This window comes from Pseudomonas sp. 102515 (assembly GCF_031085165.1).
Classification (GTDB): Bacteria; Pseudomonadota; Gammaproteobacteria; order Pseudomonadales; family Pseudomonadaceae; genus Chryseomonas.
The window spans coordinates 462,223-478,094 of record NZ_JAVHTY010000001.1; the positions used below are offsets into that span (position 1 = coordinate 462,223).

Genomic DNA, 15,872 nt, shown 5'->3' on the forward strand with positions numbered 1-15,872 from the left:
CGCGTGGTGCTCCTTGAACGGTCTGGGGACGGGCGCGGGCCCTTGCCGGGTCCGCCGCGTGCAACCGTAGAGAGCCCGGGCAGCGACCGGGTTCCAGCGCCTGACCGTTCATCCACCCGCCCCCACGGGCGTCAGCGATGGCGTGGAGCTATCGAACATCCAGGTTGGAGGACGTCCGCCGCTGCGCTTGCGGCCGTCTAGGGCGGGAGCCCGCGCGGGGGTACCGTTCCGCTGGTATCCAGCGGCCCTGCCCGGTCGCCGGCGAGCCACGGCTCCCTGCCCTTTGCCGATCAGCGGCAGGGCCTTTTCGGGCTGGCGGACGCTTGCCACACTCTGCGATTTCTCGCGGTCGAACGACCCCGAGATCCATTCCTCGAGGATGCCCAGCAAGATGAGTGAGGGACCCCTGGCCACGCTGACCCGCGCCGAACTCGAAGCCGAGGTGCTGCGCCTGCGCGCCGCCTTGCAGGAGGCCCCGCCGGATGAAGACGCCGCCCGCCGACCCAGCAAGGCACGCAGCCGCGCCGTGCTGGAAAGCACCACCGAGTTCGCCATCGTGGTCTGCGACCGTGAGGGGCTCATCACTGACTGGAATCCGGGCGCCGAGCAGGTCATGGGCTGGACCGCCGAGGAGATAATCGGCCAGGACGCCGCGCGCTTCTTTACGCCTGAAGACCGTGCCAACCGTCGTGCCGAGTACGAAATGGCCAAGGCGCTGCGGGACGGCAGCGCCATGGACGAGCGCTGGCACCTGCGCAAGGACGGCCAGCGCTTCTGGGCCTCGGGCGAGATGATGGCCCTGACCGACGACGACGGCGAGCACCTGGGTTTCGTCAAGATCCTGCGCGATCGTACCGTCGAACACCTGGCGGGCCTGGCGCTCAAGGAAACCCAGGAACGCTACCGCCTGGTGGCCGAAGCCACCAACGACGCCATCTGGGACTGGGACTTCAACACCGGCCAGGTGCGCTGGAACGAAGCCTTGACCGCGGCCTATGGCCACGCCCCTGAAGCGGTGGACTCTACCGGCAGCTGGTGGCTCGCGCAGATCCATCCGGATGACCGTACGCGGATCGACGCCTCCATCCATGGGGTGATCGATGGCGACGGCCTGGTCTGGACGGACGAATACCGCTTTCTGCGTGCGGATGGCTCCTATGCGCTGGTGTTGGACCGCGGTCGGGTGATCCGTGATGTCTACGGCCGCCCGACACGGATGATCGGTGCCATGCTGGACATGAGCCAGCTGCAGACGGCCGAAACCGCCCTGCGCAAGAGCGAGGAGCGCTTTCGCGCCATCATCGAGACCATCGGCTCGGCCTTCGCCATCGTCCAGGTCAAGTTCGATGCCGACGACCAGCCGATCGACTACCGCTTCCTGGAGGCCAATCCGGCCTTCGAACGCCAGGCCGGGGTCAACCTGCGCGGCAAGTGGGTGACCGAATTCGCTCCCAACCTGGAGCAGTTCTGGTTCGACACCTATGGCCATGTGGCCAAGACCGGCGAGCCGGCCACCTTCGAGAACTACGCCAACACCTTCGAACGCTGGTTCGACGTGCGCGCCGTACGGGTCGGCGATCCGGACGAGCGCCAGATCGCCATCCTCTTCAGCGACGTGACCGAGCGGCGCAATGCCGAGGAACGGCTGCGCATCAGCGAGGCACTGGCGCGGGAAAACATCGAGCGGGTGCAGCTGGCGCTTTCCGCCGGCGCCATCATCGGCACCTGGCACTGGGACCTGCCGACCGACAGATTCACCGTGGACGAAGCCTTCGCCACGGTCTTCGGCCTCGATCCGCAGCTGGGCCGCGAGGGCCTGAGCCTGGCGCAGGTGGTCACCAACGTCCATCCCGATGACAAGGAGGGCCTCGCCCGGGCCATCGAGGTGGTGATCGCCCAGGCCGGTTCCTTCGCCCATCAGTACCGGGTGCGCCGGGCCGACGGCCACTACTACTGGATCGAGGCCAACGGCCGGGTCGACCATGCCGCCGACGGGACGCCGCTGCGCTTTCCCGGCGTGCTCATCGACGTCGAGGAGCGGCGCGCCATCGAAGCCGAGCGCGACAAGGCCCTGGCCGCCCTGCGCACCCTCAACGACACCCTGGAGGTGCGCGTGGCCGAGCGCTCGGCCGAGCTGATGCAGGCGGAGGAAAAGCTGCGCCAGTCGCAGAAGATGGAAGCCGTCGGCCAGCTCACCGGCGGTCTCGCCCACGACTTCAACAACCTGCTGGCCGGTATCTCCGGGGCGCTGGAACTGATGGAGACGCGCATCGCCCAGGGTCGTCTGCGCGAACTCGATCGCTATCTGGCGGCCGCCCAGGGCGCGGCCAAGCGCGCCGCCGCCCTCACCCACCGACTGCTGGCCTTTTCCCGGCGCCAGACCCTGGCGCCTCGGCCGGTGGACGTCAACCAGCTGATCGATGGCCTCACCGAACTCATCCAGCGCACCGTCGGCCCGGGCATCCAGGTCGAGACCGTGGGCGCCGCGGGTCTCTGGCCGGCGCTGGTCGACCCCAGCCAGCTGGAAAACTCCCTGCTCAATCTCTGCATCAATGCCCGCGACGCCATGCCCGAGGGTGGTCGCATCACCATCGAGACCGCCAATCGCTGGATGGATCGCGAGACCGCCCGCGCCCAGGACCTGCCGGAAGGCCAGTACCTGTCGCTGTGCGTGACGGATACCGGGGTGGGCATCCCGCCGGAGGTCGCGGGCCGGGTGTTCGAGCCCTTCTTCACCACCAAGCCCATCGGCCAGGGCACCGGCCTCGGCCTGTCGATGATCTATGGCTTCGCGCGCCAGTCGGGCGGTCAGGTGCGGCTCTACTCCGAAGTCGGCCAGGGCACCACCCTGTGCATCTATCTGCCGCGGTATCTGGGCGAGGCACCGGCCGATGAAGACCTGGCCACGCGCCTCGACATGGCCGGCAGCGCCCAGGGCGAAACGGTGCTCATCGTCGACGACGAGCCGACGGTGCGGATGCTCGTGGTGGATATCCTCGAAGACCTCGGCTACGCGGTGATCGAAGCCGCCGACAGCCTCACCGGCCTGAAGATCCTGCAATCCGATGTGCACCTGGACCTGCTGATCACCGACGTGGGCCTGCCCGGTGGCATGAACGGCCGGCAGATGGCCGAGGCGGGTCGGCAGTCACGCCCGGGGCTCAGGACCCTGTTCATCACCGGCTATGCCGAGAACGCCGCCATCGGCAATGGCCATCTGGACCCCGGCATGGAGATCCTCACCAAGCCCTTCGCCGTGGACAGTCTGACAGCACGGGTGCGCGAGATGATGGGCGGCTAGCATGTCCCGCTAGAAGCTCGCGCCGATCTTCAGCGCCACCGTATAGCCCTCCGCCCGGTTGCGCGTCTCGAATTCCTTGTAGGCGTGCAGCCAGATGGCCGGCAGCCCCGAAGTGGGGTCGAAGAAGCTGAGCGCCGGGCCCAGCGCCAGGGTCCGGGCGCGATTGCCGCGGGTCAGGCCGGGAGCGTCGTCGTCGCTGAGCTGGCGGTAGTAGTAGCCGCCCAGCCCCGCCGTCCAGGGGCCGAAGTGCTGGCCGAGGGCGAATTCATGGCGGTACTCCACCCCGCTGCGGTAGTCGGTGGCCGCGTTGCGCGCATTGATGTCGACCTGGAAGCTGGACGACAGCTCCAGCCCGCTCGGGCTGATGTAGCTGGCGTTGAAGATCGGCGAGACCGTCCAGTGGTTGGTCCCGGGACTGACCAGGCGATTCTTGTCGTAGTCGCCGGTGGGCGCCTGGATCGACAGCTGGGTATTGATGCCGACGCCGGGCGCCGGCTCCCAGGCGAGGATCAGCGGGATCAGCTGCAAATCGGCCGGGCGGAACAACTCGGCGCGGTCGCCGGACACCCGCTGCCCACCGGCGTTGATGCCGAGGTCGGCATCCATGCGAAAGAACACCGAGACGGCGCCGAAACCGTAGCGCGCACCGAACAGCTGTTGGTCGGTCATGCGCAGATAGGCCAGGCCGATGGCCAGGACGTTGATGTTGAAATCGTTGCCATCGTCCTTGCCATGGCTGTCCTTGATCACCCGGGCCTGGTAGTCGCTGAAGCGCATGCCGACCGTACCGACGGGGGTCGACGGCGGCATGAAGCCGGCGCCGAAGTCCTGCACGCCGGCCGCGGTGGTCGGCATGCCCTTCTCGGTGGCGTGGGTGGTGGCGACCAACGCCACGAGTGACAGGATAGAGGCACGGGTCAGCATTCCGGGCAGGGACGGCATGGCGGGATTCCTCAGGGCTTTCGAGCGGACGAGCGAGGCCTCACCGGGCGCGCGAGGCGCTCGGTCTTGGCGTAGGGTCAGGGGGGATCAGTCCGGCGCGGCGGCGACCCGTTGCGCGATCTGCGCCTTGCGGTTGACGCCGAGCTTCTCGTAGATGCGCCTCAGGTGATGGCGGACCGTGGCCGGCGCCATGCCCAGGTTGCGGGCGACTTCCTTGTAGGTCTGGCCCAGGGCGAAGCACTGAGCCACTTCCAGTTCGCGGGCACTGAGGCGCTCCGCCGAGCTGCGTCGGCGCGCCTTGAGCAGCAGCAGATCGCCCAGCGGCTGGGCATCGAGTTGCAGGGTGCGGCCCTGATAGGGGCCGTGGGGATCACAGGCGGTCGGCAGGCGATTGCCCTGCCAGCCGTCCCACTCTGCCGCCAGGAGGGCGGCGAAGCCGGGCTCCATGGACAGCAGCACGCCATAGCGATCGCACACCGCCAGGGCGAGTTCGTCGAAGCTGCCCTGGCTGTCCCTCAGGATCGCCAGGGTACGCAGGCAACTCTCGCGCTCGGCATGCAGCAGGTGCGGCATCAGCCACTCCACCAGCTGGCATTCCAGGGGGGTGAAGGGCGTGGCGGGATCGTCGCGGAACAGCGTGAGGTGCACGCCCAGGCGGGTGTGGTCATCGGTGAGCACGATGCGCAGGCCGTGTGCCAGGCCATGACGCTGCCCCAGGGCGGCCAGGGTCGGCGCGGCCGTCGCGGCCCGGCAGTCGAACACCTGGCAGCGGCCCTGCACCAGATGCAGGGTGCCGAGGGCGCGGTCGTCGGCCTTGAGGGCATCCCACTCCCGGGTATAGCTGCTGGGCAGCCCCAGCAGGAAGGTGCTGTGTGCCACGGGAACCCCGTCGCGCCAGGCGGAGTTGCCCCACCAGGCCTTGTCGAAGGCGACCAGGCGCTGCAGTTGCGCCAGGGCCTGGGCATGGAATTCGGTGATGGCCCCGCCACGCAGGCGGGCTTGCAGCGCCAGGACGACCTGGCTGAAGCGCGCGACCACCGCGCTGGGTACACTGCAGGAAACGACGGCTGACTGATCCATGCTACCCCCATTGTTTTGATTGTCTTTGGGTAGGATGCCGGCCCCCTGACGGGGCCTGGCTTGGGTCCGAGTCTACCGTACCGCTGCGGCGCGCCTATCGTTCAGATGCAGGATAGGCCGCCCTCTGCTACCCGCGCGTCCGCGCAACGGCCGCGCGCGAACCGGGGTCCAACGCGGGTCGCCATCGTTCATCTGATCGATAGACCCGCCCGTGACCTCCGGCGAGGCTGGCGGCGACCCGGCGTCCATCCTGGCGCCCGGGACCACAGGAGAAGCCCCATGCCCGACGTCTTCGCGCGCCTCACTCCCGAGGTTGCCGGCCTGCTGGCGCAGCTGGCCGCCCACCCGCAGCCGCCGCTGGACAGCCTCACCCCGCAGCAGGCGCGCGCCGCCTATGTGCAGCTGAATCGCGCCCTCGGCCTGCCGCCGGCAGGGGTGACGCGGGTGGACGAGCTCAGCGCCCCCGGTCCCCTCGGCCCCATCCCGCTGCGCCTCTATCGGCCCTATGCGAAAGACGATCTTCCCCGCCCGCTGGTGGTCTATCTGCACGGCGGTGGCTGGGTGATCGGCGACCTGGACAGCCATGACTCGCTCTGCCGCCAGATCGCCCTGGGCACCGGCTATGCGGTGCTGGCGGTGCACTATGCCCTCGCCCCGGAACATCCGGCACCGGCGAGCCCTGACGACGTGCTGGCCGCCCTGCGGTGGCTGGCCGAGGCCGGCGGCGCCTTCCACCTGGATCTGCAACGGATCGCCGTAGCCGGCGACAGCGCTGGCGGCGGCCTGGCGGCCATGGCCGCGCTGCACCTGCGCGAAGGACCGCTCAGGCTCAAGGCCCAGGTGCTGATCTATCCCGGCGTCGACAACACGCCCCGAGCCTGGAATCACCCGTCGCGGATCGAGAACGCCGAGGTCCCGCCGCTGACCCGGCCGATGATGGATTACTTCTCCGGGATGTACCTGCAGGCCGTGGACACCCGCGACCCGCGCGTCTCGCCGCTCTATGCCCCCTCCCACGCCAACCTGCCGCCGGCGCTGATCTTTGGCGGCGAATGCGACGCCCTGCGCGACGATGCCCGCCTTTATGCCCAGGCGCTGATCGGCGCCGGCAACGCCGTGGAGTACCACGAGCTGCCAGGCATGATCCATGGCTTCATCGAGATGCTCGGGGTGCTGCCGAGTGTGCGCTGGACCCTGGCGCGGATGAACGCCTTCCTGCGCGAGCAGCTGCGGCAGGAGGCCTGAGTCCGGCCGCGCGGGTCAGGCCCGGCCGAACCAGTGCAGCACCAGGCGGTAGAGGTGCTGCGGCCAGCGCGACCACCAGCCGCCCTGCTCCACCGCCTCCAGGGCCACCAGCGGGCGGGTCTGCAGGATGCGCTCGCCCTCCACCAGCTCCAGGCGCCCGACCACGGCGCCCTGGGCGATGGGTGCCACCAGCGGCTCGTCCAGCACCAGCCGGCGCGCTGGCGGTTGCTGGCCCTTGGGGCGGGTCAGCACCACATCCTCGGTCACGCCCACCGGCAGGGCCGACTGTTCGCCCTCCCAGATCGCCGGGGTGCCCAGGGCGACACCGGTCCGATCGAGGGTCTGGTTCTCGAAGAAGCGATAGCCATAGGTCAGCAGCTTCTGGGTATCCGCCGCGCGGTTGTTGATCGAGTTGGAGCCGAACACCGCGGTGATCAGCCGGCGCCCGTCACGCCGTGCCGAGGTCACCATGCAATAGCCAGCCGCCTCGGTATGCCCGGTCTTGAGGCCGTCCACGCTGTGATCGCGCCAGAGCAGCAGATTGCGATTGGGCTGGCGGATGCCGTTCCAGGTGAAGTACTTCCTGGCATAGAGCTCATAGTAGGCCGACTCGTCCTGGATAATGGCGCGCGCCAGCAGCGCCATGTCGTAGGGCGAGGAAAAGTGTTCGGGGTCGGGTAGCCCGGTGGGATTCATGAAGTGGCTGTCGTGCAGGCCCAGGCGCTGGGCCGTGGCGTTCATCAGGCTGGCGAAGCTCTCGTTGCTGCCCGCGATGTGCTCGGCCAGGGCCACGCTGGCGTCGTTGCCCGAATCGATGACGATGCCCTGCAGGAGATCGTGCACCGACACCGGGGAGCGCGGATCGAGAAACATCCGCGAGCCCTCGGTGCGCCAGGCGTGCTCGCTGACGGTGACCTTGTCGTCGGCCTTGAGCTGGCCGGCCTGGATGTCACGGGTCGCCACATAGACGGTCATCAGCTTGGTCAGGCTGGCCGGCGGCAGGTGCTCGTGGGAATCCTCCTCGGCGATCACCTGGCCGGTGGTGGCATCCATCAACACCCAGGCCTTGGCCGAGAGTTGGGGCGGCGAGGGAATCAGCACATTGGCGGCGGGCGCAGTGGCGGGTACAGCGGCGGGCGCGGCCTCGACTTGGCCGAGCCAGGCGAGAGCCAGGGCGGCGAGGCCCAGTAGCAGGGGGTGTTTCACGAGCGACAGATCCGGTGTGGCAGTGGGGCCCGCCATCCTGGGAGAGCCCTGCCCCGGTCTCAAATGAAGGAAAGTGAAGAAAAATTTAGGAAGGCGCGCCTCAGCCGGCGCTGGTGATGAGCACCCGCGCGCCCACCGGTTCGGCCGCCTCGATGCTCAGGCTGAAGCCATGCAGGCGGACGATGGCCGCCACCAGCGACAGGCCCAGGCCATAGCCCGGCTGCTGGCGACTGGCATCGCCGCGATAGAGCCGCCGCAGTACGCTCTCGCGCTCGGCCGCGGGAATGCCAGGGCCGTCGTCGACCACTTCGATGCGCACCGCCAGGCCGACGCCGCGCGCCACCAGCCGCACCCTGCCCCTCTCCGGGGCGAACTTGAGGGCGTTGTCCAGCAGATTGACCAGCGCCTCGAACAGCAACTCGGCGTCGCCCTGGACCTCCGGCAATTCCTCGCCCAGTTCCAGACTCAAGGTCTGGGCCTTTTCCTGGGCCAGGGGCTCGTAGAAGTCATGGGCCTGGCGCAGCAGCGCGGCCAGGTCCAGGGGCGCGAAGGCCATGCGCCGCCGGGTGTCCTCCAGCTCGGAGATGCGCAGCAGGCCCTGGAAGCGCGACATGATGGCCTCGGTCTCGGCGAGCGCCTCGCCGAGGCTGTCGGCCTGGGGTTCGGCCAGGGGCAGTTGCTGCAGCTGGTGCAGCCGCGCCCGCAGCCGGGTCAGCGGGGTGCGCAGGTCATGGGCGATGCCGTCGCAGACCCCCTTCACCTCGTGCATCGAGCGCTCCAGCTGCGCCAGGGTGGTATTGACCGCATCGGCCAGCATGTCCAGCTCGTCGTGCCGCGGCGACAGCGGCAGCCGTTCTTCCAGATGACCGGCGACGATCCGCTCCAGGCTGCGTTGCAGTCGCTCGACGCGCCGTAGCGGTCGTCGCCGCAACAGGTGCCAGCCGACCAGCCCGGGGATCAGGGTCAGCGACAAGCCCCAGAACAGCGCCTGGCCGATGATGCCGCCCACCGCCGAGATGGAGCCGCCATCGCGGGCCAGCACCAGGATGCGGCCGTCCGCGCGGCGCTGCAGAAAGGCGTGGCTGCTGCGGGTCTCGTCCAGGGCGTCGGTGGTCCTGAGGCCGCGCTGCAGGTAATGCACCTGGCCGTCGTCCGGCAGGTTGCGCAGCAGTTTGACCAAGTTGCCGGCGACATAGCGACCATCGGCCTCGAACAGGCCGTAGGCGTCGATACCGGGCATGGAATAGACCTCGCTGGCCTGCAGCTCCCCCAGCAGGTCGGCGTCGGCCACCTTGCCGTAGTAGTGCGCCCGCTGCAGCAGGGTGCGCTCCGCCACGGCGCCCAGGTAGCCGGAGATCTGCCAGTAGAGCACCCCGGTGAAGACCGCGCCCCAGGCCACGAAGAGCAACGCATAGAGCGCCAGCAGGCGGCTGCTGCCCGAGCGCCAGCGCCTAGTCCGGGACGACGAGGACATAGCCGGCTCCGCGAACGGTATGCACCAGCGGCCGCCCCGCCCGCTCGATCTTGCGTCTGAGCCGCCCCATGTGCACGTCGATGATGTTGGTGCCGGGATCGAAGTGATAGCCCCAGACCTGCTCGAAGAGCATGGTGCGGGTCACCAGTTGGCCGGCGTTGCGCATCAGGTAGGTGAGGATCTTGAATTCGGTGGGCAGCAAGGCGATGGCCTCGCCGGCACGGGTCAGGGTGTTGTCGATCAGGTCCAGGCTCAGCTCGCCAACCCGCAACCGGTGACGGGCGGACTGAGCCACCGGCCGCCTGAGCAGCGCCTCCAGGCGGGCCATCATCTCCACCAGGGAAAAGGGCTTGGTCAGGTAGTCGTCGCCGCCGCATCTCAGGCCGCGGACGCGTTCGTCGACATCGGACAGGGCGCTGAGCATCAGCACCGGGGTGGCGATGCCGAGGCCGCGCAGGGTGCTGACGATGGTCAGGCCGTCGAAATCCGGCAGCATTCGGTCGAGGGTGATGATGTCGTGGCCGCCGGCGATGGCCGCGGCCAGGCCCTCGCGGCCGGTGTTCTCCCAACGTACCTGATAGTCTTGCGCCTGCAATTCGCTGGCGATGGCGTGGGCGGTCACCTCGTCGTCTTCGATGACCAAAGCCTGGGTCATAGCGGCCTCTGGATCTGGCGCCCGGTCTGGCGGACCGGACACCCTAGGGAAAACGGCCAGGCCGGTAAATTAAATTTTTCTTCATTCGGACTAACGCGCTTCCGCCCTGCCCGCGGTCTATCGTCGGTCTTTTCAGCCTGGAGTCCTCCCCATGTTTCGACGTCTGCCCACCCTCGCCCTCGGCGCCCTGCTGCTGGCCGCCACGCCGCTGCTGGCCGCACAACCCGTCACCACCCTCACGGTGCTGAGCTCGGGCGGCATCATGGGCGCCATCCGCGAAGTCGCCCCGGCCTACGAAAAGGCCACCGGCGTGAAACTGGACATCGCCGCCGCGCCGTCCATGGGCGACACGCCCCAGGCCATCCCCCAGCGCCTGGCCCGCAACGAGCCGGCCGACGTGGTGCTGATGGTGGGTTCGGCGCTGGACAAGCTGGTCACCAACGGCCAGGCGCTCAAGGACAGCCGCGTCGACCTGGGCCAGTCGTTCATCGCCCTGGCGGTGCGCAAGGGCGCGCCCAAGCCGGACATCGCCACCATGGAGGCCTTCAAGCGGAGCCTGGAGAACGCCCAGTCGGTGGCCTATTCCGACAGCGCCAGCGGCGTCTACCTGGCGCACATCCTTTTCCCCCGCATGCAGCTGAGCGAGGCCTTCAAGGCCAAGGCGCGCATGATTCCCGCCGAACCCGTGGGCGAGGTGGTGGCCCGTGGCGAGGCGCAGCTGGGCTTCCAGCAACTGAGCGAACTCAAGCCCGTGCCAGGCATCGATATCGTCGGCCTGATCCCCGACCAGGCGCAGAAGATGACCCTCTATTCCGGCGCCGTGGTCAGCAAGAGCACGCACCCGGATGCGGCGCGCGCCCTGCTGCAGTACCTGGCCTCGAAGGACGCTGCCAAGGCCATCCAGGACAGCGGTCTCAAGCCCATCCCCGCCCAGCAATGAGGGCCAGGCCGCCGGCGTCAGACGAAGAAGGAAATGGCGCCGGTGGCCAGGGCGAGTACGGTGATGACCAGGGAAGTCAGCACCGCCCATTTGACGGTGGCCTTCTGGAAGTCGCCGATGTCGCGGTCGACCATGCCCACCAGCAGCAGTGTCGACGCCACCAGCGGACTCATCAGGTGCACCGGCTGGCCCAGCACCGAGGCGCGGGCGATCTCCACCGGATCGATGCCGTAGGCCGCGGCGGCGTTGGCCAGGATGGGCACCACGCCGAAGTAGTAGGCATCGTTGGACAGCACGAAGGTCAGCGGCATGCTGGTGATGGCCACCACCAGCGGGAACCAGTGGCCCCAGGCCGGCGGAATCCAGTCGACCAGGGTCTGGGCCAGGGCATCGACCATCTTGGTGCCGGAAAAGATGCCGGCGAAGATGCCCGCGGCGAACACCAGCAGCACCACGGTCATGGCGTTGCCGGAATGGGCCAGGATGCGCGCCTTCTGCAGCTCCAGTTGCGGATAGTTGATCATCAGCGCCAGCACGAAGCCGATCATGAACAGGATGGCCGCGTGCATCACGCCCATGACCAGGGCGGTCATCACCGCGATCACCAGCACCAGATTGACGTAGGCCAGCCGCGGCCGCTTGGTCGGCGAATCGCCGAGGATCTCCTCGATATAGCACTTGCCGCCGGCCGCCCCGCCGCTTTCCAGGGCGACGTTGCCGATGCGCGCGCGTTCGCGGCGGCCGAGCAGGAACGCGGTGAACACCACCCAGGCCGCCCCGCCGATCACCGTGGGCAGTAGGGGAATGAAGTAGGCGGTGGCGTCCAGCCCCAGCGCGGCGATGGCGCGGGTGGCCGGGCCGCCCCAGGGACTCATGCCGCTCATGATGCTCAGCGAGAGCATGGAGACGGTCGCCAGCACCATGGGATTCATGCCGATGCGCTTGTACAGGGGCAGCATGGCGGCGCAGGTGATCATGTAGGTGGTGGTGCCGTCGCCGTCCAGGGCCACCAGCAGCGAGAGCAGCGCGGTGCCGATGGCGATCTTCACCGGGTCGCCGTTGACCCGCTTGAGGATCTTGCGGATCAGCGGATCGAACAGCCCGGCATCGATCATCAGGCCGAAGAAGAGGATGGCGAACAGCAGCAGCGCCGCCGAGGGCGCCACCATCCTCAGGCCGTCGAGCATCATCTTGCCGGTGGTGGGGGCGAAGCCACCGATGAGGGCGAAGACGATGGGCACCACGGTGAGCGCCACGATGGGTGACAGACGTTTGCTCATGATCAGGTAGGTGAAGGTCACCACCATGATCAGACCGAGAAGCGCGAGCATAGGCGTATCCCTTGTTCTTGTTGTGGGTCTGGCCAGACGCTGGCCAGCCGATCCCCGCCTCCGGCCAGCTGACGGCGCGGAGGTGGGATTGCAGCGGTAGCGGGGTTGGAACGATCAGGCGTGGGGACGGGCGTCCGGCGCGGGCCACTCGGGCGCTTCGGTCACGGCCAGGGGTTGGGCCTTGCCGGTTTCCAGGGCGCGCATCAGTTTCTCGCGGTCGCAGGCGTCTTCGGCCAGGGAGATCACTACGGTGGCCACGGCGTTGCTGGCCAGGCTGGTCAGGGCGCGGGCTTCGGACATGAAGCGGTCGATGCCGATCAGCAGTGCCAGCCCCGCCAGCGGGATGTCATGGATCACGGTGAGGGTTGAGGCCAGGGCGACGAAGCCGCTGCCAGTCACCCCTGCCGCGCCCTTGGAGGACAGCAGCATGATCGCCAGCATGGTCAGGGTCTGGCCGACGGTGAGGTCGATGTTGCAGGCCTGGGCGATGAAGACCGCGGCCAGCGACAGGTAGATGGCGGTGCCGTCCAGGTTGAAGGAGTAGCCGGTGGGCAGCACCAGGCCGACCACGCCCTTCTTGCAGCCCAGGCCTTCGAGCTTCTGCAGCATGCGCGGCAGCACCGGCTCGGTGGATGAGGTACCAAGCACCACCAGGAATTCCTCGCGGAAATAGCGCAGCAGCTTCCACAGGCTGAAGCCCCGCGAGCGGCACAGGGCGCCCAGCACCACGAAGACGAAGAAGGCGCAGGCGATGTAGAGGGTGGCGATCAGCTTGGCCAGGGAACCCAGCGAGGTGATGCCGTACTGGCCGACGGTGAAGGCCAGGGCGCCAAAGGCACCCACCGGCGCGAAGCGCATCAGGTAGCCGAAGATGCGAAAAACCATCTGCGACGCCGACTCCAGCACATCCAGCACCGGCCGGCCGCGCTCGCCCATGGCGGACAGCGCGAAGCCGCACAGCACGGCGATGAACAGCACCGGCAGCACCTCACCCTTGTTGAACGCCCCCATGAAGGTGTCCGGGATGATGTGCATGAAGAAGTCCACCACGCTGAGCTTGGCCGCCGACGCCGTGTACTGGGCGATGCTGGCGGTGCTCAGGGTCGCGGGATCGATGTTCATGCCTACGCCGGGCTGGAACAGATAGACCGCGCCGAGGCCGATGAACAGGCTGATGACGGTGAGCACCAGGAACAGCAGCAGCGTCTTGCCCATCAGCCGACCCAGGGTGCTCTTGTCGGTCATGCCGGCGATGCCGGTGACGATGGTGCAGAACACCACCGGGGCGATCATCATCTTGATCAGCTTGATGAAGGCGTCACCCAGGGGCTTGAGCGCGATGGCCTGTTGCGCCCAGAAGTGACCGACCAGCACCCCGAGGACCACAGCGCAGAGGATCTGGAAGTACAGCGATTTGGCAAGTTTCATGGGGCATCACCGTTTATTGAAGTTGTGCGGATGCGCTGGTGGGTGGGGTGTGGAGCCTGCTAGCCGGCGAGCCTCCGCGCGGTGGGCGCGTACACGTGGCCGGCGAACAGTCGGCGCGCGGTCCGGACGACCGAGGCCTGGATGGTAGTGCCGTCCGCGCCGCCGCGCGACAGCACCACGTCGATACCACCGCTGGGATGCTCCAGGCGGACATTGGTCAGACCACGCGCCGACTCGCCGAGCAACGCCATCACCACCGTTTCCGCGGTGACGCAGGCGGTGGCCAGGCCGATGGAGCCGGTGATGGCCAGCGCCCGGTGACAGCTGTGCGGCATGAAGTAGCGCACCTGCAGGGTGCCGCCCTGCTGCGGCGGGGAGATCAGCACCGGCTTGGGGATCACCTTGCCGCTGACATCGCCCAGGCCCATGGCCCGACCCGCCTGCAGACGCAGGTCTTCCAGCCGCGCCAGCAGCGCCGCGTTGGCGTCCAGCTCGGCCGGCCGCTCGCTGCCGGTCACGCCCAGGTGGCGGGCGTCGACGATCATCATCGGCATGGCCATGTCGATGCAGGTCACTGGCACGCTGTCGAAGACGTCGGTGGCCTGGCCGGTGGGAAACAGCTTGCCGGTCTTGCTGCCCACGGCGTCGAGAAAGGTCAGTTGCACCGGCGCGGCGGTGCCGGGCACGCCGTCGATCGCGGTATCGCCTTCATAGCGCACCAGGCCGCCGGGCGTGTGCACCAGCGAATCGACGAAGCTGTCGGTGTTGAGGTTGCGGATGCGCACCAGGGTCTTGCCGTCTTCAGCGGCGACCAGGCCCTGCTCCACAGCGAAGGGACCCACGGCACAGAGCATGTTGCCGCAGTTGGGCGCGGTATCGACGCGCCGCTCGGCGACCATCACCTGGACGAAGAGATAGTCCACGTCGGCATCGGGATGGCTGGACGGGCTGATGATGGCGACCTTGCTGGTCTGGGGGCTGCCGCCACCAATGCCGTCGATTTCCAGCTCGTGACCGGCACCCATGAGGTCGATCAGCATCTCGTCGCGCTGGACGGGATCGCTGGGCAGGTCGCTGGCATGGAAGAAGGGGCCCTTGGAGGTGCCACCGCGCATGAGAACGCAGGGAATACGTTGCATGACTGCTGACTCTTGTTGATCAATAGCGGTTATTGATGTTCTGGAGACAAGATTGGCAGCCGGAGATAAATCTATCCAATGCAAATATCAGCGCTATTATTCCACTTGGATAATCAATAGAACTGGATTTCCGGGACAGGGCATTCATGGACTACGAGCTGCAAGACATTCGATCCTTCGTGAAAATCGCTGAACTGGGCAGCTTCCATGAGGCAGCGGACGCCCTGCATCTGTCGCAGCCCGCCTTGAGCCGGCGCATCAAGAAGCTGGAAGACGGCCTGGGCACGCCGCTGCTCGAACGCACCACTCGTCGCGTCGGCCTCACCAGTGTGGGCCGGGATTTCCTGCCCAAGGCACGGCGGCTGCTGGACGACTTCGAGGATTCCATCCTCAGCATCCGCGAACTGGCCGAGCGCCAGACCGGCCAGGTCACCCTGGCCTGTATCCCCACCGCGGCCTTCTACTTCCTGCCCTCGGTGATCCGCCAGTACAACGAGCAATACCCCAAGATCCGCATCCGCCTGCTGGACCTCAGCGCCAACGACGGCCTGGAGGCCGTACTGCGCGGCGAGGCCGACTTCGGCATCAACATGCTCAGCGGCCAGCACCCTGACATCGAATTCGTGCCTCTGGTGCAGGAGCAGTTCGTGCTGGCCTGCCGGCGTGACCACGAACTGGCCGGACGCCCGTCGATCAGCTGGGCCGAGCTGGTCGAGCACCGGCTGATCGGCGTGGGGCGCCTGAGTGGTAACCGGGTGCTGCTCGACCACGCCCTCTCCGCCCGCGGCATCCGCCCCAAGTGGTTCTATGAGGTGCAGCACCTGTCCACGTCCCTGGGCATGGTGGAAGCCGGCCTCGGCGTCTCGGCCATGCCCAGCCTGGCCATGCCGGATGCCGACCACCCGACCCTGGTCAGCGTGCCCCTCACCGATCCGGAAGTGACCCGTACCCTCGGCCTGGTCTCGCGCCGTGGTGCCTCGCTGTCGCCCGCCGCGGAAAAATTCGTCGCCATCCTGCTCGGCCAGTGGCAGACCGAACGGCCCTAGCCCGGGCCTGCGCGCCGGCGCGCCCTGAGTCGGGGCGGCCAAGCGCCAGTATGCAGTGAACGTCGCGCCTGTTCGGGCGGTCTGT

The 15,872-nt window shown here is 67.9% G+C and carries 12 protein-coding genes; 4 read left to right on the forward strand and 8 right to left on the reverse strand.

The features are described from left to right. The first annotated feature begins 391 nt into the window (after positions 1-391). Positions 392-3,301: a PAS domain S-box protein gene (locus RCF34_RS02115; RefSeq protein WP_308706680.1), complete on the forward strand. Its 2,910-nt coding sequence runs from the start codon at positions 392-394 to the stop codon at positions 3,299-3,301. A gap of 9 nt (positions 3,302-3,310) precedes the next feature. On the opposite strand, the gene RCF34_RS02120 is transcribed toward RCF34_RS02115, so the two are convergent. Together RCF34_RS02120 and RCF34_RS02125 are read right to left on the reverse strand one after the other, a co-directional pair. Then, positions 3,311-4,225, reverse strand: coding sequence for a transporter (locus RCF34_RS02120; protein ID WP_374941155.1), 915 nt, complete (start codon positions 4,223-4,225; stop codon positions 3,311-3,313). Between the two features lie 105 nt (positions 4,226-4,330). Then, positions 4,331-5,323: a helix-turn-helix transcriptional regulator gene (locus RCF34_RS02125; protein ID WP_308706682.1), complete on the reverse strand. Its 993-nt coding sequence runs from the start codon at positions 5,321-5,323 to the stop codon at positions 4,331-4,333. Between the two features lie 279 nt (positions 5,324-5,602). Here RCF34_RS02125 and RCF34_RS02130 point away from each other — a divergent pair, with 279 nt between their 5' ends. After that, positions 5,603-6,568 (forward strand): alpha/beta hydrolase, encoded by a 966-nt coding sequence (locus tag RCF34_RS02130; RefSeq protein WP_308706683.1) that lies wholly within the window; start codon positions 5,603-5,605, stop codon positions 6,566-6,568. 15 nt (positions 6,569-6,583) lie between these two features. Here the strand turns inward: RCF34_RS02130 and RCF34_RS02135 are convergent, their stop codons facing one another. The 3 genes from RCF34_RS02135 to RCF34_RS02145 form a co-directional block, all read right to left on the reverse strand. Further along, the gene (locus tag RCF34_RS02135; RefSeq protein WP_374941132.1) at positions 6,584-7,810 is read right to left on the reverse strand and encodes a D-alanyl-D-alanine carboxypeptidase family protein; all 1,227 of its coding nucleotides are present in this window, start codon (positions 7,808-7,810) and stop codon (positions 6,584-6,586) included. A gap of 64 nt (positions 7,811-7,874) precedes the next feature. Further along, positions 7,875-9,248 (reverse strand): HAMP domain-containing sensor histidine kinase, encoded by a 1,374-nt coding sequence (locus tag RCF34_RS02140; RefSeq protein ID WP_308706685.1) that lies wholly within the window; start codon positions 9,246-9,248, stop codon positions 7,875-7,877. Beyond that, on the reverse strand, positions 9,226-9,903 hold the full coding sequence (locus RCF34_RS02145) for a response regulator transcription factor (protein WP_308706686.1): 678 nt from the start codon (positions 9,901-9,903) through the stop codon (positions 9,226-9,228). Before RCF34_RS02145 ends, RCF34_RS02140 begins: the two co-directional genes overlap by 23 nt. A gap of 151 nt (positions 9,904-10,054) precedes the next feature. On the opposite strand from RCF34_RS02145, the gene RCF34_RS02150 reads away from it, so the two are divergent. Continuing rightward, a complete protein-coding gene (locus RCF34_RS02150; RefSeq protein ID WP_308706687.1) occupies positions 10,055-10,843 on the forward strand; it encodes a substrate-binding domain-containing protein in 789 nt (262 codons plus the stop codon). A gap of 17 nt (positions 10,844-10,860) precedes the next feature. Here RCF34_RS02150 and RCF34_RS02155 read toward each other — a convergent pair whose 3' ends face one another. From RCF34_RS02155 to RCF34_RS02165, 3 genes are all read right to left on the reverse strand, one after another. Beyond that, positions 10,861-12,174 (reverse strand): citrate:proton symporter, encoded by a 1,314-nt coding sequence (locus RCF34_RS02155; protein WP_308706688.1) that lies wholly within the window; start codon positions 12,172-12,174, stop codon positions 10,861-10,863. Between the two features lie 114 nt (positions 12,175-12,288). Further along, positions 12,289-13,602 (reverse strand): C4-dicarboxylate transporter DctA, encoded by a 1,314-nt coding sequence (gene dctA / locus RCF34_RS02160; protein ID WP_308706689.1) that lies wholly within the window; start codon positions 13,600-13,602, stop codon positions 12,289-12,291. A gap of 59 nt (positions 13,603-13,661) precedes the next feature. Then, entirely contained in the window at positions 13,662-14,741 is a 1,080-nt protein-coding gene (locus RCF34_RS02165) for a 4-oxalomesaconate tautomerase (RefSeq protein ID WP_308706690.1), read from the reverse strand. 146 nt (positions 14,742-14,887) lie between these two features. On the opposite strand from RCF34_RS02165, the gene RCF34_RS02170 reads away from it, so the two are divergent. Continuing rightward, positions 14,888-15,787: a LysR family transcriptional regulator gene (locus RCF34_RS02170; protein ID WP_308706691.1), complete on the forward strand. Its 900-nt coding sequence runs from the start codon at positions 14,888-14,890 to the stop codon at positions 15,785-15,787. Positions 15,788-15,872 lie beyond the last annotated feature (85 nt).